The 20522-nt window shown below is 66.5% G+C and carries 23 protein-coding genes and 1 tRNA gene; 16 read left to right on the top strand and 8 right to left on the bottom strand.

Annotation, left to right across the window (positions count from 1 at the left end; all coding sequences use genetic code 11):
* Positions 1–39: 39 nt before the first annotated feature.
* The 7 genes from LDO14_RS00265 (at position 40) to LDO14_RS00235 (ending at position 7741) form a co-directional block, all read left to right on the top strand.
* Positions 40–750, top strand: a complete 711-nt coding sequence (locus LDO14_RS00265; protein ID WP_018770399.1) for an alpha/beta hydrolase — start codon at positions 40–42, stop codon at positions 748–750.
* Positions 751–872: 122 nt separating this feature from the next.
* Complete coding sequence (locus LDO14_RS00260; RefSeq protein WP_223995336.1) at positions 873–1901, top strand: agmatine deiminase family protein; 1029 nt, start codon at positions 873–875, stop codon at positions 1899–1901.
* A complete protein-coding gene (locus LDO14_RS00255) occupies positions 1898–3694 on the top strand; it encodes an amidase (RefSeq protein ID WP_223993210.1) in 1797 nt (598 codons plus the stop codon). The genes LDO14_RS00260 and LDO14_RS00255 overlap by 4 nt, the downstream gene beginning before the upstream one ends.
* Before the next feature lie 183 nt (positions 3695–3877).
* Positions 3878–4786, top strand: coding sequence for a pentapeptide repeat-containing protein (locus tag LDO14_RS00250; protein ID WP_223993208.1), 909 nt, complete (start codon positions 3878–3880; stop codon positions 4784–4786).
* Between the two features lie 59 nt (positions 4787–4845).
* A complete protein-coding gene (locus LDO14_RS00245) occupies positions 4846–6096 on the top strand; it encodes a D-arabinono-1,4-lactone oxidase (protein ID WP_223995334.1) in 1251 nt (416 codons plus the stop codon).
* A 22-nt stretch (positions 6097–6118) separates the two neighbouring features.
* Entirely contained in the window at positions 6119–6463 is a 345-nt protein-coding gene (locus tag LDO14_RS00240) for a hypothetical protein (RefSeq protein ID WP_018770404.1), read from the top strand.
* A gap of 117 nt (positions 6464–6580) precedes the next feature.
* A complete protein-coding gene (locus LDO14_RS00235; RefSeq protein WP_223993205.1) occupies positions 6581–7741 on the top strand; it encodes a Vms1/Ankzf1 family peptidyl-tRNA hydrolase in 1161 nt (386 codons plus the stop codon).
* A 118-nt stretch (positions 7742–7859) separates the two neighbouring features.
* On the opposite strand, the gene LDO14_RS00230 is transcribed toward LDO14_RS00235, so the two are convergent.
* Positions 7860–8399 carry a MarR family transcriptional regulator gene (locus tag LDO14_RS00230; protein ID WP_018770406.1) on the bottom strand — a complete coding sequence of 180 codons (540 nt, stop codon included), beginning with the start codon at positions 8397–8399 and terminating at the stop codon, positions 7860–7862.
* Positions 8400–8673: 274 nt separating this feature from the next.
* Between LDO14_RS00230 and LDO14_RS00225 the strand changes: the two genes are divergently transcribed.
* From LDO14_RS00225 to LDO14_RS00215, 3 genes are read left to right on the top strand one after another with little or no spacing between them, the layout of a single operon-like run.
* Entirely contained in the window at positions 8674–9570 is an 897-nt protein-coding gene (locus LDO14_RS00225) for a hypothetical protein (protein WP_223995326.1), read from the top strand.
* Positions 9570–10001: a phage holin family protein gene (locus LDO14_RS00220; RefSeq protein ID WP_223993203.1), complete on the top strand. Its 432-nt coding sequence runs from the start codon at positions 9570–9572 to the stop codon at positions 9999–10001. Before LDO14_RS00225 ends, LDO14_RS00220 begins: the two co-directional genes overlap by 1 nt.
* Positions 9998–10660: a DUF3618 domain-containing protein gene (locus LDO14_RS00215; protein WP_223993201.1), complete on the top strand. Its 663-nt coding sequence runs from the start codon at positions 9998–10000 to the stop codon at positions 10658–10660. The genes LDO14_RS00220 and LDO14_RS00215 overlap by 4 nt, the downstream gene beginning before the upstream one ends.
* 84 nt (positions 10661–10744) lie before the next feature.
* On the opposite strand, the gene LDO14_RS00210 is transcribed toward LDO14_RS00215, so the two are convergent.
* A complete protein-coding gene (locus LDO14_RS00210; protein WP_081620206.1) occupies positions 10745–11542 on the bottom strand; it encodes a LysR family substrate-binding domain-containing protein in 798 nt (265 codons plus the stop codon).
* Here LDO14_RS00210 and LDO14_RS00205 point away from each other — a divergent pair.
* Positions 11541–11945 carry a DUF5997 family protein gene (locus LDO14_RS00205; protein WP_026265869.1) on the top strand — a complete coding sequence of 135 codons (405 nt, stop codon included), beginning with the start codon at positions 11541–11543 and terminating at the stop codon, positions 11943–11945. The genes LDO14_RS00210 and LDO14_RS00205 overlap by 2 nt on opposite strands.
* Positions 11946–11948: 3 nt before the next feature.
* Here LDO14_RS00205 and LDO14_RS00200 read toward each other — a convergent pair whose 3' ends face one another.
* Positions 11949–12329, bottom strand: a complete 381-nt coding sequence (locus LDO14_RS00200) for a VOC family protein (RefSeq protein ID WP_026265868.1) — start codon at positions 12327–12329, stop codon at positions 11949–11951.
* Positions 12330–12345: 16 nt separating this feature from the next.
* Positions 12346–12783: an NAD(P)H-dependent oxidoreductase gene (locus LDO14_RS00195; protein ID WP_018769911.1), complete on the bottom strand. Its 438-nt coding sequence runs from the start codon at positions 12781–12783 to the stop codon at positions 12346–12348.
* A 190-nt stretch (positions 12784–12973) separates the two neighbouring features.
* Here LDO14_RS00195 and LDO14_RS00190 point away from each other — a divergent pair, with 190 nt between their 5' ends.
* Both LDO14_RS00190 and LDO14_RS00185 read left to right on the top strand, forming a co-directional pair.
* Positions 12974–13630: a hypothetical protein gene (locus LDO14_RS00190; RefSeq protein WP_051081377.1), complete on the top strand. Its 657-nt coding sequence runs from the start codon at positions 12974–12976 to the stop codon at positions 13628–13630.
* Between the two features lie 59 nt (positions 13631–13689).
* Positions 13690–14298: a hypothetical protein gene (locus LDO14_RS00185; protein ID WP_018769909.1), complete on the top strand. Its 609-nt coding sequence runs from the start codon at positions 13690–13692 to the stop codon at positions 14296–14298.
* Positions 14299–14336: 38 nt separating this feature from the next.
* Here LDO14_RS00185 and LDO14_RS00180 read toward each other — a convergent pair whose 3' ends face one another.
* Together LDO14_RS00180 and LDO14_RS00175 are read right to left on the bottom strand one after the other, a co-directional pair.
* The gene (locus tag LDO14_RS00180) at positions 14337–14819 is read right to left on the bottom strand and encodes a pyridoxamine 5'-phosphate oxidase family protein (RefSeq protein WP_018769908.1); all 483 of its coding nucleotides are present in this window, start codon (positions 14817–14819) and stop codon (positions 14337–14339) included.
* A gap of 66 nt (positions 14820–14885) precedes the next feature.
* Positions 14886–16277, bottom strand: a complete 1392-nt coding sequence (locus tag LDO14_RS00175) for an NAD(P)/FAD-dependent oxidoreductase (RefSeq protein ID WP_018769907.1) — start codon at positions 16275–16277, stop codon at positions 14886–14888.
* Positions 16278–16412: 135 nt separating this feature from the next.
* Here LDO14_RS00175 and LDO14_RS00170 point away from each other — a divergent pair, with 135 nt between their 5' ends.
* Positions 16413–17126, top strand: coding sequence for a TetR family transcriptional regulator (locus LDO14_RS00170; RefSeq protein WP_026265867.1), 714 nt, complete (start codon positions 16413–16415; stop codon positions 17124–17126).
* 30 nt (positions 17127–17156) lie between these two features.
* Here the strand turns inward: LDO14_RS00170 and LDO14_RS00165 are convergent, their stop codons facing one another.
* The gene (locus tag LDO14_RS00165) at positions 17157–18086 is read right to left on the bottom strand and encodes an NADP-dependent oxidoreductase (protein WP_043425038.1); all 930 of its coding nucleotides are present in this window, start codon (positions 18084–18086) and stop codon (positions 17157–17159) included.
* Positions 18087–18240: 154 nt separating this feature from the next.
* On the opposite strand from LDO14_RS00165, the gene LDO14_RS00160 reads away from it, so the two are divergent.
* Both LDO14_RS00160 and LDO14_RS00155 read left to right on the top strand, forming a co-directional pair.
* Positions 18241–19368 (top strand): mandelate racemase/muconate lactonizing enzyme family protein, encoded by a 1128-nt coding sequence (locus tag LDO14_RS00160; RefSeq protein ID WP_018769904.1) that lies wholly within the window; start codon positions 18241–18243, stop codon positions 19366–19368.
* A 9-nt stretch (positions 19369–19377) separates the two neighbouring features.
* A complete protein-coding gene (locus LDO14_RS00155) occupies positions 19378–20112 on the top strand; it encodes an FCD domain-containing protein (protein WP_018769903.1) in 735 nt (244 codons plus the stop codon).
* Between the two features lie 126 nt (positions 20113–20238).
* Here the strand turns inward: LDO14_RS00155 and LDO14_RS00150 are convergent.
* Positions 20239–20321, bottom strand: a tRNA-Leu gene (locus tag LDO14_RS00150).
* Positions 20322–20522: the final 201 nt, after the last annotated feature.

Here is a 20522-nt window from a genome sequence, read left to right as displayed (position 1 = left end):
CGCCTATTCCGTGTCATGGGTGGGGAGTAGGGTTCGGTCATGGACATCATCCTGGTACCCGGTTTCTGGTTGGACGCCTCGTCATGGGAGGGGGTAACACCTGCCCTGGAAGCAGCCGGGCACCGCCCCCATCCCCTCACGCTTCCCGGCAAGGACTCGGTGGATGCCAGCCGCGCAGGCATCAGCCTGCAGGACCATATCAATGCGGTGGTGGAGGTCCTGGACGGGCTGCCGGGCAGGGTGGTCCTGGTGGGCCACTCCGGCGGCGGGGCAATCATTCACGGGGTAGTGGATGCGCGGCCGGACAGGGTGGAACGCGCCATCTACGTGGACAGCGGGCCGCTGGCTGACGGCAGCGTCATCAACGACCAGTTGCCTGCCCACGGGGACGATGTCCCGCTGCCGCCCTGGCAGAGTTTTGACGACGCCGAACCGGTGGACCTCAACGACCGGCTGCGCCAGTCATTCCGCGCCCGCGCCATTCCCGAACCCCGCGGCGTGGCGTACGGCAGGCAGCGCCTGCATGACGGGCGCCGCTACGACGTTCCCGCCACCGTCATCTCGTGCGGGTTCCCCTCGGCCATGCTCCGGGAGTGGATCGCGGCAAACCATCCCTTCGTGGCGGAACTGGCCAAGGTGCGGGACGTGGAATTCATCGACCTGCCCACCGGGCACTGGCCGCAGTTCACCAAACCGGACCAACTGGCCCAGGCCATCCTGTCGGCGGTGGACCGGACAGGCAGGGACTGAAACGAAATACTCTTGCGCGCTGCCAGTACGGTCCCCATAATAAATGAATGGCATTCATTTATTCGACCGCAGTCCGGGACAGCGCCGCCCCTGACCATGTATCCACCGGCACCGCAGGCCACATGCCCGCAGAGTGGGAGGCCCACCAGCGCACATGGATGGCGTTTCCACCACCCAACGACACCTTCGGCCCCATAGGCAGCCCCACCCTTGACCGGGCCCGGGCCGCCTGGACCACGGTGGCCCAGACCATCGCCCGGCACGAGCCCGTGACGGTGGTGGCTGACCCCAGGGACGCCACGGCCGCACGGGAATGGCTCGGCAGCGGCATCGACGTCGTGGAGGTCCCGCTCGATGACGCCTGGCTGCGGGACAGCGGCCCCACGTTCGTGCACCAGCCCAACGGCGCACTGGCAGCCGTCGACTGGATCTTCAATGGATGGGGGGCCCAGGAGTGGGCGGCGTGGGCCAAGGACCAGGACGTTGCCCGGACTGTTGCAATAGGCACCGGAGTTCCCGTCTGGCCGAGCCCCTTGGTGAATGAGGGCGGCGGGTTCCATGTGGACGGCGAAGGGACCGTCCTGCTTACCGAAACGGTTCAATTGGATCCCCGCCGCAATCCCGGCGCCACCAAGGAATCGGTTGAAGCAGAAGTCCACGCCGCCCTGGGCACCACCAAAGCCATCTGGCTTCCACGCGGACTGACCCGGGATTACGACGAATTCGGCACCCGGGGACACGTGGACATCGTGGCAGCCTTCGCCGGCGCCGGCACCATCCTGCTGCACCGCCAGGACGATCCCGCCCACCCCGACCATGCCGTCTACCTGCAGCTGAAGGCCGTCCTCGCGGGCCAGCTGGATGCCAAAGGCCGGCCGCTGCGCATTATCGACGTCCCGGCACCCACGGTGTTGCGCGATGCTGATGGCTGGGTGGATTGGTCCTACATCAACCACTACGTCGGCAACGACGTGGTGGTGCTGTGCAGCTTTGACGATCCCAACGACACCATCGCCGCGGGGATCCTGGAACGCGCGTATCCGGGCAGGGCCGTGGAACTGGTGGATGCCAGGGACATCTTCGCTTTCGGCGGCGGCATCCACTGCATCACGCAGCAGCAGCCGGCTGCCAAGGATGGAGGCACACTGTGAAGCTCGCCGAAACGGAGGTTCCGCTGCCGGTGGGGCAGACGTTCGATGTCGTGGAGGCCGGCATCGCACAGCTGCGCGCCGCCCTCGACTCCGGCCAGGTCACCAGCGAGGAACTGGTCCGTCTCTACCTTGACCGCATCGAGAAGTATGACTCGCACGGCATACGCCTCAGCGCCCTCGTCGTGATGAACCCGGATGCAGTTGCCGAAGCACAGGCGTCAGACCGGCGCCGCGCTGCCGGCTTCACCCTGGGACCCCTCGACGGTATCCCCTACACGGCTAAGGACAGCTACCAGGTAAAGGGGCTTACCGTAGCCGCGGGCTCACCGGCCTTCAAGGACCTGGTGGCACAGCGGGATGCCTTCACCATCGAACGGCTGCGGGCAGGCGGGGCGGTCCTGATCGGGCTCACCAACATGCCGCCCATGGCCAACGGAGGTATGCAGCGCGGCGTATATGGCCGGGCAGAGAGCCCCTATAACGCGGAATACCTCACCGCCGCCTTCGCCTCCGGATCATCCAACGGCTCCGGTACCGCCACGGCCGCCAGCTTCGCGGCATTCGGCCTCGCCGAGGAAACCTGGTCCTCGGGGCGGGCACCGGCGTCGAACAATGCCCTGTGCGCCTACACACCCTCGCGCGGCATCATCTCCGTACGTGGCAACTGGCCCCTGGTACCCACCATGGACGTGGTGGTGCCGCACACCCGCACCATGGCGGACCTGCTGGAGGTCCTGGATGTGGTGGTGGCGGATGACGCCGAGGCCCGCGGGGATTTCTGGCGCGTCCAGCCGTGGATCCCGCTGCCCAAGGCATCCGCCGTCCGCCCGCCGTCGTACGTTGGCCTCGCGGTCCGGGACGCTTCGGCGGCCGCGGGCGTGCTTGCGGGACAAAGGCTTGGCATCCCCCGGATGTACATCAATGCCGATCCCGCCGCCGGTACGGCCGAAGCACCTGGCATCGGCGGTCCCACGGGGCAACGGATCGAGACGCGCGGGTCCATCCTGGACCTCTGGAACGCGGCGCGGCGTGCTCTGGAAGCCGCGGGCGCGGAAGTGGTGGAAGTGGACTTCCCCGTGGTGTCCAACTATGAGGGCGACCGGCCCGGTTCGCCCACCATCGCCACCCGCGGACTAGTGTCGCCGGAGTATCTGCGGCGGGAGATCGTGGACCTGTCGGCCTGGGCGTGGCATGACTTCCTCGACGCCAACGGCGACCCGCGGCTGAACCGCCTTGCCGACGTCGACGGTTCCGCGATCTTCCCCGCCCCCCAGGGCGCGCTGCCGGACCGCTACGACGGGTTCGACGACGACATCGCCGACTATCCTTCCTGGATCCGCGACAACGGGGTTCCCGTCCTGGCCGACATTCCGCACCTGCCCGAAGGCCTGGCGGGACTTGAGGAAACCCGCCGGGTGGACCTGGAGGAATGGATGGACCGGCTGGGACTGGATGCCGTGGTGTTCCCGGCGGCGGCCGACGTGGCACCTGCCGACGCGGATACCAATGAACGCTCGGCGGACATCGCTTGGCGCAATGGCGTCTGGGTGGCCAATGGAAACCTGGTACCCCGCCACCTCGGCATCCCGACTGTCACGGTTCCGATGGGCATCGCTGCGGATATCGCGATGCCCGTTGGCCTCACCATCGCCGGCCGCGCCTACAGTGACACCCACGTGCTGCGGCTGGCCGCGGCCTTCGAAGCCACCGGGAGCCGCCGCGTTCCACCGCCGCGCACCACGCCCACAGGAAAAGCCTCAGGAAAGGGCACGGTAAACACGAACAGCGACTGACCATTCCCGCCCGATGCGGATATTCTGGACGCAGTGATTCTCCTTCATTGCCTTTGATGTCCAGCCGTCCGCAGTTCCCGTCATTCCCGGCAGGAACGGTGATTCCGCGTGCCACGGAGGGGAACCCCACCATGGGTTCCCCTCCGTCCCGCGCCCCTACCGGAACCACCCTCGGGAGCAATCATGAAACCCACCAACCCTCCTTCCGCCGCCACCCCCACCGGCCCGGCCGCCCTCAGGCCTGACTGTTCGCAGTGCTTTGCCCTGTGCTGCACGGCTTTCGGGTTCACCCGCTCGGCCGACTTCGCCATCGACAAACCGCCCGCCACGCCATGCCCCAACCTGGCGCCGGACTTCTCCTGCACCATCCATGACCGGCTCCGGCCCCGCGGGTTTGCGGGCTGCACGGTTTTCGACTGCTTCGGCGCAGGCCAGGCAGTCAGCCAGCGGCTGTTCAGGGGCATCAGCTGGCGGGAAGACCCGGAATCGGCGCCGGACATGTTCGGCGCCTTTAAAGTCCTGCGCCAATTGCACGAAATGCTGTGGCTCCTGGCCCAGGCTGGGGCGAAAGCCTACGGCCCGGATACCGCGGAGGATGTCCGCCGCTTGCAGGCGAAGGTCAGGGCAGTTGCAGCGGGCGCCCTTGAGGAGGTCCTCGCAGCCGACATCGCATCCCTGCACCTCCAGGTGGGCGGCGCACTCCGCGAGGTCAGTGAGGAGGTCCGCGCGGGCTACTTCGGCGCCGGCCCCTCCGGCGACGATCCGCGCCTGGTCCGCCTGGCGCCGGGCGCCGACCTCGCGGGAGCAAACCTGCGCGGCCTGCCGCTGTGCGCTGCGGACCTTCGCGGTGCCTGCCTGATCGCCGCGGACCTCCGGGGCGCCGACCTGACGGCAGCGGACCTCCTTGGTGCCGACCTGCGGGATGCAAAGCTCGACGACGCCGACCTCACCGGGGCGCTCTTCCTCACCCAGGCGCAAATCACCGCGGCCCACGGCAGCGCTTCCACCCTCCTCCCCGCCGGGCTTGAGCAGCCCGGGCACTGGCATGCTGCCACTCCTGCGGCCCCCGCCCGTCCCGTGGAAGCGCCTTGACAGCGAAGATTGTTAGCGCTGACAGTTGGAGGAAACCGATGTCAAACGAAAGCCACCCGATGAAGAACTGGGCAGGAAACCTCGAATACTCCTCCGCGGACGTGCGGAGGCCGGAATCCGTAGCGGAGCTGGCGGACATCGTGGCGGACTCGCCGCGGGTCAAGGCCCTGGGCTCCCGGCACTCCTTTAACCGGGTGGGCGACACTGACGGCGTCCACATCCTCCTCGATGCCCTGCCGCAGCAGGTGGAACTGGATGCCGGGCGGGGAACCGTGCGGGTCAGCGGCGGGGTGAGCTACGGGGCACTGTGCCGGACCTTGGAGGAGTCCGGGGTTGCCATCCACAACCTGGCCTCGCTGCCGCACATTTCGGTAGCCGGTGCGGTCCAGACCGGCACGCACGGCTCCGGGGTGGACAACCCGTCCCTCGCCGGCGCCGTGGAATCCATCGACCTGGTGCGGGCCTCGGGCGAGCAGGTGACACTTACCCGGGCGGACGGCGATGAGTTCCTTGCCAGCGTGGTGGGCATCGGCGCCCTGGGCATCGTCACCGGACTGGAACTGGCGGTACGTCCCAGCTTCACAGTGCGCCAGCGTGTCCTGGAGGACCTTCCCTGGGACAACGCCCTGTCGGATTTCACCGCCATCGTCTCCAGCGCCTACAGCGTGAGCCTGTTTACGGACTACGCCGGCGACCGGATCAACCAGGTCTGGCTCAAAGCACTCGACGGGGAGCAACCACCCGCCAACCTGTTTGGTGCCACCGCCGCCCTCCGTCCCCGGCACCCGCTGCCGGACATGTCCGCCGAGAATTGCACTGCACAGCTGGACGAACCCGGGCCTTGGCTGGACCGGCTGCCGCACTTCCGGCACGAGTTCACTCCCAGCAACGGGGACGAACTGCAAAGCGAATTCATCCTTCCCCTGGAGCACGCCCCCGCCGCCCTCCAGGCAGTCCGCGGGCTGGCCGGCCAACTTGCACCCCTGCTCTTCGTCTCGGAGATCCGCACCGGAGCCGCCGACGAGTTCTGGCTCAGCCCTTTCTACCGCCAGCAGAGCGTTGCCCTGCACTTCACCTGGAAACCGCTGCAGCCGGAGGTGGAAGCCTTCCTCCCATTCCTGGAAGACGCCCTCCGGCCCTTCGGGGCGCGCCCGCACTGGGGCAAACTGTTCACAGCGGACGCCCATGACTGGGAAAAGCTGTACCCGCGCTTCGCCGACTTCCGTTCCTTTGCTGCCGGGCACGACCCGGAGGGCAAGTTCCGGAACGGACTCCTGGACAGCATCCTCGGCGTCCCGGCCCGCCGGTAGGCACCGCCGGTACGCTTGAGGCATGACCTTCCGCGCCGCCGTCGTTACTGCCGCCTCCCTGTCCACCGCCCTGTTGCTGCTGACCGGATGTGGCGGGGTGGAGGAGGCTGCGGGCAATGCCGCCAGCGATGCCGCATCCAAAGTTGCCTCCGCCGCCGCACAGGAAGTCAACCGGCAAATCTGCGCGGTGGTGCAGGACGGCCTGGTCAGCGTGGAGGACCGACAGGCGCTGGCCGGGCTCGTCTCGGCGGCACGCACGGCAGGGGTACCGGCGGAAATTACGACGCCGTTGGGCCAGATCGCCGAAGCCGGAGACCAGGTGCCGGCAGACTCAGTCCGGGCCTTGAAGGACGCCTGCCAGGCCTGACGGACGGGCTGACTGTCGGGGGGCCGGAAGACCCTTCAGCCGCCTCTTCCCCGGTGCTAGCGTGAAGTGACGAACCAATAAGCCTGTGACACCACGTCACGCGCGAAGGAGATCGTCATGGCAGAACGCGGCAATACCACCCACGGTTCCGGCCTGAAGGCATACGCGGACCTGTACCGCCTGCCCGGCCCCTGGTGCACAGCCTACGTGGATGCCGGAACCGGAACAGTGGACAGCCTGGAAGCCGGCGACGTCCGGGCCGGAAACACCCGCGCCCAGCTCGAGGCCCAGGGAGCAACGTCCGCTGACATCGACGCCATGGAACAGGCCCTCACGCCCGCAACGGGGATGCCCTCCCCCGTGTCCAGGTTCGTGCTGGTCCACGGCGGGAAAGCCGAACTCAACGAGGTGCTCCCGGGCCGGCTGGTCTTGCCGGAGAGGATGGTCGTCGAGCCCGTCCCGGACCTGCTCCCGCTGCTGAAACACCAGCCCGAAGAGTTTCCGTACGTTGTGGCCGAGGTCAGCCGCGAACATGGGGAAATCCGGTTGTACCGTGCCGGGGCGGGGGCCCCTGCCAGCGTCCGGGAGGTGGAGGGCGAGTCCGAACACATTCACAAATTCCATGGCGGCGGCTGGTCGGAGCTGCGGTTCCAGCACCACACCGAGGACGTGTGGCGCCGGAACGCCGACGAAGTGGCGGGCGAAATAGACAGGGTGGCCAGTGCGGGCGGCGCCCGGCTGATTGTTCTCGCCGGCGATATCCGCGCCCGCGGGCTGGTCAGGGAAAGCCTCTCCGAGGCCGGCAGGGCACTGTTGTCGGAGGTCGATTCCCACACGCACACTGCCGGGGCGGACAGCGCCAACCTGGAGGACCAGGTCAGCCAGCGGGTGGCGGAGGTCTGGGCTGAAGAACAGCAGGCGGTCATGGACAGGCTGGCAGTCCAGGAGGGCCAGGCAAATCCGGAAGCGGCCCACGGGGCGGGAGCTGTGGTCCACGCGCTCCAGCAGGGACAGGTTGAGGTCCTGATCCTTGATGACGCCGCCCTGTCCCGGCGGACCATGCTGGCCTTGGATGCCGAACCGTGGATCGCCACGGCCAAAGAGGAAGCCCTGGCGGCAGGAATACTTGGCGAAGTTCCGGCCCCTGCCGCCCTGTTGCGGGCAGCTGCCCTGACTGACGCCCGCGTTCTCCTGGTCCCTGGACCTGTCCTGCCGGAGGGCGTGGATGTGGCGGCACTGCTCCGCTGGTCCCCGGGCCCGGGCGTCCCGTCGTCGTAATCAGCCTATGCAGCCCACCTGGTGCAAGGGGGACTGCTGGAGGAGGAACGGGAAGCCGAAGGTTGGACAAAACAGTGGCCGGTCCGAAAGGTCCGGCCACTGCTTTTTAGACTTCCCGTCAATTCTGGCGGGGCTGGTCCCATCCCCGCAGGCCGCCTGCACGCCCGGCCTGCGGCCGGTGACCGTGCGCGGCCCGGTGTTCGGGAGGGGCAAACGGAACCACGCCGGTGTCGTGGCTGAGCGGTGCGGCGCGGACAAACTTTGTCAGCTCCTCGCGGAGTGCCTTCCATGCGATGTCCGGATCGTCAGGATAGGCCTTGACCTCTGCCTCCCGCGCCGCTTCAACGGCGGCAACACCGGCATCGGTGAGTTCCACTTTCAGCTGCCTTCGGTCTGTGGCATGGCGCATCCTGGTGATGAGTCCTGTGGATTCAAGCCGGGTCAGGACACGGCCCAACGTCTGGCTTTGGACCCTGATCGCGTCGGCAAGCTGTTCCTGGTTCAGTGGGCCCCCCATCAGGCCTTCCAATGCAATAACAGCGGCACGGGTGAGGCCAAGGGGGGCCAGTGCATCGTCCTGCCGCCGCTGGATCAGCCGTGCCGCCAGAGTGATCAGGCGGTAGCTGCTCCGGGCGTCCGGATCGAGATTGCTGGTCATCGGCCGCAGCCTTCCTGTAGGTGGCGAAAGTGCTGGTCACCATGCGTCGCTACACCCCTACAATAAGCATGCTTAGCAACACATTCGCAAGTAGGCTTACTAACCGCCCACCTTCACGCCCTTGCATAGGCGCAGCCATTGGAAGCCGAACACCACTACCCCTTGCAATCGAAATGGGAAGTGTGCTTAGTATCTAATTAGTAACCTTGCTTACTAAGTTGCCAGCACTGCTGGTTCTTGTTCGCCAGCTAACCCTTTCTGAAAGAGAGCGATGATGACAGAGAACCAATGGCCCCAGACTCCACATACCCCCGCCGCCCCCGGTGTTGCCGATCCGTACGGCGCAACGGAAACAGCGCCCCAGCATGACTCTTACACGGGGGTTTCAACCGATTCCTCCAAGTCGCAGGCAGCCAAGGAAGAGGCTTCCAACGTTGCTGGTGAAGCCGCATCAGCCGCCCAGAATGTAGCGGAGACCGCCAAGGGCGAGGCCGCGAATGTGGCCCACGAGGCCAAGCTCAATGCCCAGGACCTGCTCCACCAGGCCAAGTCGGGCCTGACCACCCAGGCCGGCACGCAGCAGCAGAAGGCCGCCGAGGGCATCCGCAACATTTCCAGCCAGCTGCACAGCATGGCCAGCGCCCCGGACCAGCAGGGCATGGCCAGCGACCTTGTCCGGCAGGCAGCCGAGCGGACGTCTTCCATCGCGTCCTGGCTGGAGAACCGGGAACCCGGTGACCTCCTGACCGAGGTCCAGCGGTACGCCCGCAACAATCCCGGCACGTTCCTGCTCCTCGCCGCCGGCGCCGGTGTCCTTGCCGGACGCCTCACCCGCGGCCTCACCGCAGGCGCCCCCGACTCGCAGGGGCAGGTCCAGGCTTCGGGCCAGCACCGCGCGGCGCAGACACCCCCGGCAGTGCAGTCACCGGTAGCGCCGCTGCGGCAGGAGACCGTGTACGCCGCGGGTAACGATGACCTCTTCAATGAGCCCACCGTCACAGGCGCAACCCCGGTATCCACCAGCACGCTTCCCTCGGGTACCGCGGAGGAAACCCCGCTCCGGTTCGACGACGACCCCTACCGGGCCGAAAACGGCGTGTACACCGGTGACGAGGCGTTCGGCACCGAGGGAACCTCCGGGACTGGCCGCCGCGGCACGGGTGGCCTGTAATGAGTAGCCAGATTCCGGAAATGCCGCCGAGTGCGGCGCATGTGAAAGCGGACAACGCGTCCCTGGGCGAGCTGCTGGGCGACGTAACCCGGGACCTGTCCACCCTGATGCGCCAGGAAGTGGAACTGGCCAAGGCCGAACTCAAACAATCCACCTCCCGCGCAGGGAAAGGCGCCGGCATGCTCGCCGGCGCCGGCGTCGGCGGACACTTCGTCCTGCTCTTCCTCTCCCTGGCCCTGATGTGGGCCCTGGGCGCCATCATGCCCCTGGGCTGGTCCGCACTGATCGTCGCCGTCATCTGGGCCATCATCGCCGCCGTCCTGGCCTCCATCGGCCGCAACGAACTCAAGCAGATCAAAGGCCTGCCCCAAACCGGGGAAACCCTCTCAGAAATTCCCCCAACCCTAAAACCAGGTGAGGTAAACCGATGAGCGAAAACCCTGACGTCATCCGCGCAGACATAGAAGCCACCCGGGCACGCCTGGGCACCAACGTGGACGCCGTGGCAGACAAGGTCACCCCGTCCAACATCGTCCACCGCCAAACCGACAAGGTCAAAGACGCCGTCACCGGCGTCAAGGAGAAAATCATGGGCGCCGCAGACAACGCCACCACCAATGTCCACGACACCACCGCCACCGGCGCCGGGCACACCACCAACGCCATGCACACCGCCGGCGACAGCCTCCACCAGGCAGGCGACACCGTCTCAGCAAAACTCAGCGACGCCGGCCACGCCGTCTCCGCCGCCCCGGACCAGGTCAAAGCCAAAACCGCCGGCAACCCCCTCGCCGCCGGCCTGATCGCCTTCGGCGCCGGACTCCTGGTCTCCTCGCTGATCCCGGCAAGCCAGAAGGAACGCGAAGCCGCGGACCAGCTCAAAACCGCAGCCCAGCCCCTGGCAACCCAGGTCACCGACGCCGCCAAAACCATGGCCCAGGACCTCAAGGAACCAGCCCAGGAAGCCATGGAAAACGTCAAGGCCACCGCCACCGACGCCGCCCAAAACGTCAAACTCGAAGGCCAACAAGCCGCCACCGACGTCAAAGACCGCGCCACCGACGCCAAAGACCACGTCCAAAACACGTAACCCGCGTGGGTATCCACGTACCAAAGCAAAGCCGGCTCCGCATCCCGCGGGCCGGCTTTGCCGTTGCCGGGCCTGGACTCCTGCCTAGCGCTTGCCCTTCTTTCGGGACCCTTTCCCCCGGCCCTTGTCCGGGTTGGGGGCGTATCTCTGGGCTACCTTGGGCGCCTTTTTGGCGCCGGTGCCGCGGCGGTCCGGCTTCGGATCCTTCTTGACCTTGACCGGCTGGGCCGAGGGCTGGCGTGAGCTTTGGGCAGTGCGTCCGCGCACGATGCCGATGAACTCCTCCAGCACCTCATCCGTGGCCTCCGTCGGCCAGGCCAGCGCGATCTCAGTTCCGTCCGCGCCGGTGAGCCTGCGCGCCACCGTGTCCTTGACGTTGAAGTGGCGGGCCACCGACATGGGGAGGACCACCAGGCCGGCGCCGGCGGCAACCACCTGGAGCGCGGCCTCCGGTCCGCCCAGGGCAGCAACATCGAGGAATGACTCCTGCGCCAGGTCGGCCAGGGCCACTTCCTCGAACACTGAAATCTCGTGCCCCTTCGGCGCCACCACCACCGGCTGTTCCTCGTAGAGCGGTATGACGCTGAGCCCTTCCCGCTCGATGGGAAGGCGGACAAAACCCATGTCCGCCGCGCCGTCCCGCAGCTTCCCAAGCTGCGCGCCGTCGTCGACCATGAATGCCTCAAGGGGAATATGCGGCATCCGCTCTTCCCAGCGGCGGATCCATTTGCCCGGCGTCACGCCGGCCACGTATGCGATGCGCAGCACCCGGGGTGCCGCCTGGTCGGCCGGCCCGTCAGGGGCGGATTGGGCATCAGGCGAGGGGGTATTGTCGGAGGGCACGTCTTCACAGTACCCGCCGCCCGGATACCCTTGAAGCATGACCTCTGCAAACTCCCAGTCCATGAAGCCGGCCACCGTTGCCAAGAAACTTGGCATCTATCTCCCGGCCACGCCGCAGGAGTTCCAGGATTCAACCATCACCCGCGAGGAGTTCGCCGAACTGCAGGCCAACCCGCCGGAATGGCTCGCCGAGCTCCGCCGCAACGGCCCGCACCCCCGCCCCGTGGTGGCACAGAAGCTGAACGTGTCCATCAGCGGCCTAACCCGCGGCGGCGTGGAGGAAGCACTGACGACGGCGGAAATCACCGCGCTGCTGCAGGCTCCGCCGCAGTGGCTGGTCACCGAACGTGCCACCCACGCGGCTGTCCGCGCCGAGGCCCAGCGGGTCAAGGAAGAGGCCGCGAAGAAGCAGGCGAAGAAGGACCGCACCCAGGCCCGTTAGCCCTCAGTCCTGGTGGATCTGGATGTAGTTTCCGCAGCCGTCGTCGAACACTGCACTGGTCCCGAACGGATCCGTGGTGGGCGGGGTCTTGAAGCTGACTCCGGCGGCCACCAGCCTGTCGTATTCCGCCTGCACATCGGGAACCCCGAAGACTATCGCGGGTAGGCCCGCCTCGCGCACGGCTTTCATGTAGTTCGCGCCGATTGGGTTGTCGCTGGGCTCGAGGAGGAGTCCTACTGAACTGTCGTCCGCTCCCGGGTCTTTGATGATGTAGAGGTTGTACTCCGGCATGGCCATGAGCGTGTCAAAGCCGAGCGTTCCCGTATAGAAGGCATGGGCGGCGGCGGGGTCCTGGACGTGGATGCTGCACATTTTGAGTCGCATGCCTTCACCGTACCGCTCAGCTCCTGACGGTTTGCAGTGCCTTGGACCAGGAAATGACCTGATCAAGCAGCGGCTGCAGCGCCTCTTCCGCCCCTTCTGACGGTGTGAAGGTGGTGTATTCCTGGAAATCCGCGGCGAACGGCCACTCCGCGTAGCCGTAATCCAGCGTGTTCTTGAGGGCGCCCGGAACGGAATGGTTGTATTCGGCGGTGACAAAAATGAACCCGTCGAACCCCTTTACCGCCGCGGCCCACCGTTTCGTGTGGTCCTGCTGGTACTTGCCCAAAGAGGGCGGCAACGGCTCATCAAGCAAGGGCAGGGCGAAATCGGCAACGTCCAGCATCCCGAACTCGGCGCCGCCGTGCTCCTGTGCGTGCTTGAGGACCCACTCGGCTACCTGCCTACTGCGCCGCCCCGGCCGCGTACTGCCGACAACCACGGCGATCCTGACCATTGCCTTCCTCCTTGGCCTGCGGATGGCACCTTTGTAACTCAGGTGAAGGCATCCCCATGTCCTTTTATTCCGGCTGCTCCGGGAGGTTGTGGCACGCCTTCTCCGCCATTGACGCTGCGCCCGGGAGACGGTGCAATGGAAGGACCAGCCCGGCCTCTTCCGGCCGGGGGCTGGGCGCTGGAGGTGCAGGATGTCAGTTGTGGCGGAGTCTCTGATGCAGGGGCTGCTTCAAGGTGCGTGGGCGGTCCTGCTGTGCGGTCCCGTGCTGGTGGCCAGCGTGGCCGCCACGGTCTTTGTTGTCCGACGCCGGGCTTTGGCTTCCGGAGGCAGCGCACCAGCCGGCAACGCACTGGCCGGCCGCGCAGCGGAGGCTCCGGACCAGCTGTTTTGGGACCTGTTCCTGGGTGCCTGTGTCGCCCTTCCCGCGTTGATTATCCCCGCCCTGGTCTCGCCGTGGGCTGGACTGCTGTTGACAGGGGCAGCTGCCGCTGCCGGCATCGCCGCCTACCGTGGCAGCCCCCGGTTCCTGGCCTGGCGCACCGTCCGCCGGGAAGGGCGGCGGCAGCGTTCGGCCCACCAGGCCGCCAGCGCGCATCACGACGAGCTCATGGTCCGGTGGCGGCGCTACGAACTTGATCCGGCGTACAGCATCGACTACCCGGCACTGACTGACGTGCGGCTGCCCGAAACGTCGGCACTGATCAAGGCGATGCGGACGGCGGACCAGTTGCGGACGGCCGCGCACAAGGGTTACCCGGACGCCGTCGGAAGGCTGGCTGCGTCATTGGCAGCGGCGGAACGGGCGGCGGGAATCCCGGCCGCGCTGCCTGCGGAGCAGGCCACCTGAGGTTAACTGCTGTGTCGCCGGCGGTGGATCAGCGGAGAGCCCGGCGGTAGCATCCCAGGATGAAGCCTGAGGAACTGCCTGTCCACGATCAGTATGGCCGCCTGCTGGAGGACCGCGGAGTCTGGCGGCAGGCCACCACACTGGAAGCGGCCGGCGAACTGACTGCCCGGTGGCTGGAGGGCGGGAGTTCTTACCAGCCTGGACACTTTGCGCCGGGCTCCGACGACGAGACCAAACCCATCGCCACAGACTTGGCAGAGCTGAACCGTCACGGGTTGTTCACCAAGGAATCCCAGCCCGGCATCCGTAACGGGGCCGCGGCCCAACGGGAGTACGTCACCGGATTCTGCAGCGCCGCCACCGCCGGTGAACTGCTGGCGCTGTCCACCCGCACCGAACTGGTGACCGTGGCACATGCACCGGGCGAGGCAAGCAGTGCAGCCATCCCGGTAACCCTTGCCGGATCGGAAGTCACCACCGTGCTCGGCTCCAGCGAGAACCCCGTTGAGGAGGAACAGATCCGGGACTGGGCAGAGGAAACCAATGATGCCCTGGCCCTGCTCCTGGCCGACTCCTGGTACGTGGAAATCCTGGATCCGGTCTGGGGAAGGAACGGCGTACTGTTTCCGGCGGTCTTGCAGGCACTGAAAGGGGCGGAGCAGCCCTAGCCGCTCCGCCCCGTTCGCTTACCCGGCGCTCCCGGGAACTACAGCTCCACGGTGCCGCTTTCACCGACACTCATCCGGCTGTTGGTGACCTTTGCCTTCACCCACTGCAGCACCGTGGCGGCCGTGCCGCCGGGGCTGGTCCAGTACTCGGCAGAATCCGAATCGACGCGCAGCAGGCACACCTCGGGGGTATCCGGGCCATCAGGGAACCAGGCTTCAACCGCCTGGTTCCACAGTTCACGGATTTTTGCCCGGTCTGTGACCACTTCGGCGGTCCCGGCCACGGAAACCCATTCGGTCTTCCTGCCAAAGGCGACGTTCACGCGCGGATCAGCCCGGACATGCGCAACCTGGGAAGTGCCAAGGCCGGTGAAGAACCACATGTCGCCGTCGTCCTTTACCTCCTGGACGGCCAGCGGCCGGCTGACGAGGGCGCCTTCTTCGTTGATGGTGGTGACCATCCCGATCCTGGAATCGTTGATGATCTCAGTAACCTTGCTGATGCTCTGGGCGTCAGTCATGCCTCACCTCGTTCGTCGAAAGTCGGGGACGCTCCCCGCCGCCAGCCTATTAGTAAGCATGCTTATTTACCAGCCGGCGGCCACCGGCACCTTTGCCACCTCGGCGATGCGTGCAGCGGTAATCCGGCCCATGCGGACCGCGCCGTCCACGTGCTGGTAGCCCTCGGCAGCAAGGTCGGACGATGACCAGTAGATGGGGCCCACGGGTGCATGCTGGTCCTTGCCGTAACGGTGCAGTCCGCCCAGGTCGTAGCTGGCGGCGTAGGCGCCGCGGGTCCACTCCTCCGAGCCCCAGTCGGACTCGTAGTAGACCTCCGGCGCCAGGGCCTCGTCGCCAAGGTAGCCGGCGATCGATTCCAGGATGGCCTTCCGGCGTTCTTCGGCGCTGAGTTCGAAGACGGCGTCCGCCTTCTCATCCGACACGAAGCCCACCAGGGTGCCGCGCGGATCGCCGTGGTTGGTGTTGTCGTAGACCTCCTGGACCAGGGCGTCCGCCCCGAAGCAGGTGCCGGAGAGTCCCTTGTCCCGCCAGAAGGGCGTGCTGTAGACGGCGTGCACCTTGATCACCAGGCCCAGGGACTGGTGCTGGTGCATCTGGTGCTGGCGGCGCGGCAGCGGCGGGTTGAAGGAGACGCGGGAGTAGAGGTTCGGCGGTACGGCCATGATCACAAACCGGGCGTTGACCGTGGCCCGGTCGGATTCAACGGTGACCCGGTGGCCGCCGTCGGAATCCGGCTCCCAGTTGACGGTGCGCACCGGGGAGTTAAGGATTACGTCGTCACCCAGCTGCTGCGCCTGCAGCAGCGAGACCTGCTGCATTCCGCCCACCACGCGGCGGTCCAGGATGAAATCCTCGTCCGTCAGGTGGGTGAACGAACCTGCGGAGGCTGCCATCAGGACGGCCTGCAGGGCAGAGAAGGCGTGGGCCGGCTTGGTCAGCATGCCGCCGGCGATAAAGAGGCCAATGTTCTTGCATGCTTCCTCGTTGCCCGAGTTCTGCCGGAGCCAGTGATGGAAGGAAATGGTGTCCAGTTCACGCGCCTTGGGATGCGCCCAGGGCTCTGTGGGGCCGATTTCCGCCGCAAGGCCGTCCAGCAGAGCCACCAGGCGGTCCATTTCGACGGCGGTGTCCGGATCCACCGGGAACGTGTCACCCGTATAGCGCACGGGTGCGCCGTCCGCGCCGATGTAGATGGACTCCCCTTCGCGGTAGCGCGGGTACGTTTCCAGGTTCAGCTCCTGGAGCAGGTCCAGGAGTACGGTCTGGTCCGGGGAAACCCACTGGCCGCCGATTTCGAGCATGGCACCGTCCACCGTGTCGGTCCAGGTGCGGCCGCCCACGCGGTCACGGGCCTCGAGCACGGCGACCGTGAGGCCGGCCTTTTTCAGTTCGCGGGCGGCGGTGAGTCCGGACGGCCCGGCTCCGACGACCACGACGTCGCGGTTCAGGTTCAGCATGATGTCCTCTCTGGGCCCCTTAGTGACGGGGACCACTAAATGAATGCCATTCATTTATGAGAACTATAGCGGGTGCCTGCCGGGAGGGGAAGTGCCGGGTGGAATAATGCAGGGGACATCGACGAAAGGGCAGCAATGCCGGCAGTATCAGCCGCACAGGGACGCTCCACCAGCAACGGCGGAGCACAAAGGAGGCGGGCAGGCAGGCCGTCTGCGGCCGTGCTGGCCAAGTCCGGAATTACCGAAGCCGCACTGGAACTGATCAGCCGCAAGGGATATGACGGGCTGACCATGGCCGCCCTGGCAAAGGTGCTGGACGTCGCTCCCTCCGCCCTCTACAACCATGTGGCATCAAAGCAGGACGTCCTGCTGCTGGTGGAGGACCACCTGATGTCCCTGGTGGACGTTACGGGTTTCGGCGGCGGGAGCTGGGAGGACGCCGTCCGGACCTGGGCGTGGAGCTACCGGGATGTCTTCGCCGAGCACACACCGCTGATTCCCGTGATCGCCGTCCTGCCCGTGACGGACGCGCCGCAGACCCTTGCCATGTACGAAACCGTGAGCAAGGGGTTCCTCGACGCCGGCTTCCCCCAGGAGCGCATCATCCCCGCCATCGTGGCGCTGGAGTCCTTCATCTTCGGCTCCGCTTACGACGTCACCGCTCCGGAGGACATTTTCGATTCCGGCTCCATGGCCGGCTCCACCCCCAACTTCTCCGCCGCGGTGCGCAGTTCGGCAGCCGGCCGGGAGCGTGGCCGACCTGCCGACACCGCCTTCAGCCTGGGGCTTGATGCGCTGATCTCCGGGCTGGGGGCTCTGCGAACACAGGACGCCACATCCGGTTCATAGCGCTGGCAGCCGTGCCGCAAAAGCCCTGAATCAGGCTTCTCCGTCCACGGCCACCACGATCTTGCCCCGGGTATGGCCCTCCATGTTCAGGCGGAAAGCCTCCGCGGACTGAGCCAACGGAAGAACCTTGGCAACCTCTACCCTGATGTTGTTCCGGTCCACCAACCCGGCGAGCTCCTGCAGGTCTGCTCCCACCGGACTGACCCACATCCAGGTGCCGCCGTGCTCCTCCACTTCGCTGTCGGCGATGGATGCATGCCTGCCCCCTTCAGCCAGTACGGCCAGCGTCGCCTCAAGATTGCCTCCAGCGAAGTCGGCAACGACCTCCACGCCGGCGGGACGCAATGCACGAACACGCTCCACGAGTCCTTCCCCATAGGCAACCGGCTCGGCCCCCAAGGAGCGGAGGAATTCATGGTTCTTTTCGGAGGCCGTTGCAATGACCTTCGCACCCAGTGCCACCGCAATCTGGATGCCCAGCGACCCCACTCCACCGGCGCCACCGTGGATAAGGACAGTCTCACCGGACGCGAGGCCCAGGCGGTTCAGGACCTGGTAAGCAGTCAGTCCGGCCAGCGGAAGCCCCGCCGATTCGTTCCATCCCAGAGACTCGGGCTTGCGGGCCAGCAGCCGTTCCGGCAATGCGATGTACTCGGCAAAACTTCCGCCATGGACATAGTCTTTCCGGCCGTAGGCAATGACCTCGTCACCGGGCTGGAACGCCCGGGCGTCGATCCCCACCGACTCGACGACCCCCGCCACGTCCCATCCCGGGATCGCGGGAAACTGCAGGTCCATTGCCGCATCCAGGTAACCGGCCATGATCTTCCAGTCCACGGGGTTCACCGAGGCTGCCTTCACTTTGACCAGGACCATCCCCGGCCCCACCTTCGGCATCGGCCTCTCGGTCAATTCAAGGACGTCCGGGCTTCCGTATTCGCTGTAGGTAATTGCCTTCATGCCTGCGACAACGGCGCAGCGGTCCGCCACTATTCCTGCTCCGGCCCGGGAGTGTCGCACCACACCTCCGGCGGATGTACTTGTAATACAAGTCTGATACTTATATCCTAAGCAGGTGGGGCGAAGGAGCCCTATCCCGCCTCCAGGAGAACTTATGAGCACCGTTGATCTGATCCGGCACGTCAAACTGTCCACCGCCCGCCTTCCCCTCGCCGTTCCCATCAGCGACGCCAAGGTCTTCACCGGGCGGCAGAAGCCCATGACCGAGGTGGTCTTCCTGTTCGCGGAGATCACCACGGAGCTGGGCCACTCCGGCATCGGCTTCAGCTACTCCAAGCGCGCGGGCGGCCCGGCGCAGTACGCCCACGCCAAGGAAGTCGCCGAAGGCCTCATCGGCGAGGACCCCAACGACATCGCGAAGATCTACACCAAGCTCCTGTGGGCAGGTGCCTCGGTGGGCCGGTCCGGCGTCGCCACCCAGGCTCTCGCCGCCGTCGACATTGCTTTGTACGACCTCAAGGCCAAGCGCGCAGGCCTGCCGCTGGCGAAGTTCCTGGGCTCATACCGCGACTCCGTCCGGACGTACAACACCTCCGGCGGCTTCCTGAATGCCACCCTGGACGAAGTTAAGGCCCGGGCCACGCAGTCCGTCGAGGAAGGCATCGGTGGCATCAAAATCAAGGTTGGCCTTCCCGACAGCAAGGAAGACCTCCGCCGCGTGGCAGGGATCCGCGAACACATCGGCTGGGACGTGCCGCTCATGGTGGACGCAAACCAGCAATGGGACCGTGCCACCGCCTTGCGGATGGGCCGCCGCCTCGAGGAATTCGACCTGGTCTGGATCGAGGAGCCCCTGGACGCCTACGACTTCGAAGGCCATGCCCATCTGGCACAGGTCCTGGACACGCCCATTGCCACCGGCGAGATGCTGGCGTCCGTGGCCGAGCACAAGGGCTTGATCACCGCCAATGGCTGCGACATCATCCAGCCCGACGCCCCGCGCGTGGGCGGCATCACCCAGTTCCTGCGCCTCGCCGCCCTCGCAGACGAACGCGGGCTGGGCCTGGCACCGCACTTCGCCATGGAAATCCACCTCCACCTCGCGGCGGCCTACCCCCGTGAACCCTGGGTGGAGCACTTCGACTGGCTGGACCCGCTGTTCAATGAACGGCTGGAAACCAAAGACGGCCGCATGATCGTTCCGGACCGCCCGGGCCTTGGCATCACGCTCAGCGATCAGGCCCGTGCCTGGACCACCGAGCGCGTAGAGTTCGGCGCGTAATCTTGAGCCATGAGCCGGAACCTCACCGCGGACCTTGCCGCTGACCTTCGCAACCGCATCGTCGACGGCGTGATCCAGCCGGGCGAGAAGCTGCCCAGCGAGAACACGCTCATCAACGACTTTGGCGTCAGCCGCACGGTCGTCCGTGCCGCCCTCACCCGGCTCCAGGCCGAAGGGCTTGTCGAAACCGAGCGGGGGCGGGGAAGCTTCGCCCTCACTCCCCCCACCGACGTGCCCCCGGCAGTGCCGGGTGGCCGCCCGGTGGCCACCACGGAGGACCGGCTGCACCTGCTGGCATTCCGGATGGGAGTGGAGGCCGAAGCCGCCGCACTGGCGGCGCGGAACCGCACGGACCGCCAGTTGCGGGCCGTCAGCGCCGCACTGGAATCCTTCACCGAAAGCGCAGGCCACCCTGCCCACGCCATGAAGTCGGATTTCGAGTTCCACCGCGCTGTGGCGGCGGCATCCGGCAACCCCTATTACTCAGATTGCCTGGCGGCGCTGGGGCAAACCATGATCGCCATGCCGCGAACCCGCCTGATGACCGGCGTCGAACACTACGCCCGGGACCATTTCGACCAGGTGGTGCTGGAGCACCGGTCCATCCGGGACGCCATCGCAGATGGTGACGAGGCTGCGGCCGCGGCAGCCATGCGCTGCCACCTGGCAAACTCACGACGCCGGTTCAAGGCGTCGGCGCGCCCGTCCAGTCAGGAGGACGCAGCCAGGACCGCCGGGTCCTAAGCCTGTTCGCGGATCCAGGCCCTCGAGGGCCGGATCTGCGAACAAGCCCCTGACGTTTCCAGACCCAGGCCGGTGTTAAATAGCTAAGGGCCCCAATCGTGTGATTGGGGCCCTTAGCATTTTGCGTGCGCGAGGGGGGATTTGAACCCCCACGCCCTTTCGGACACTGGCACCTGAAGCCAGCGCGTCTGCCGTTCCGCCACTCGCGCGCAACTTCTTCCACTCAGCCGGTCCGGTTTCCCGTTTCCGCGCCTCGTAAAAGCAGCGAGATCAAGCATAACGGACAGATGCCGCAAATTACCAATTGGCCGCCGGCACCCTTTCCCCATGCCCTTAAAGGCGGCATAACAGAGGGGCCTCACCGGCCGGAGACGGAGGGCCGGAGCCGCCGCCGGTTTGCGCGGGTTGGG

Source organism: Arthrobacter sp. NicSoilB11 (genome assembly GCF_019977375.1).
In the GTDB taxonomy this organism is placed as follows: Bacteria; Actinomycetota; Actinomycetes; order Actinomycetales; family Micrococcaceae; genus Arthrobacter.
The sequence above is the reverse complement of the archived record's forward strand: the minus strand, read 5'-3'. Positions and strand labels throughout refer to the sequence as shown.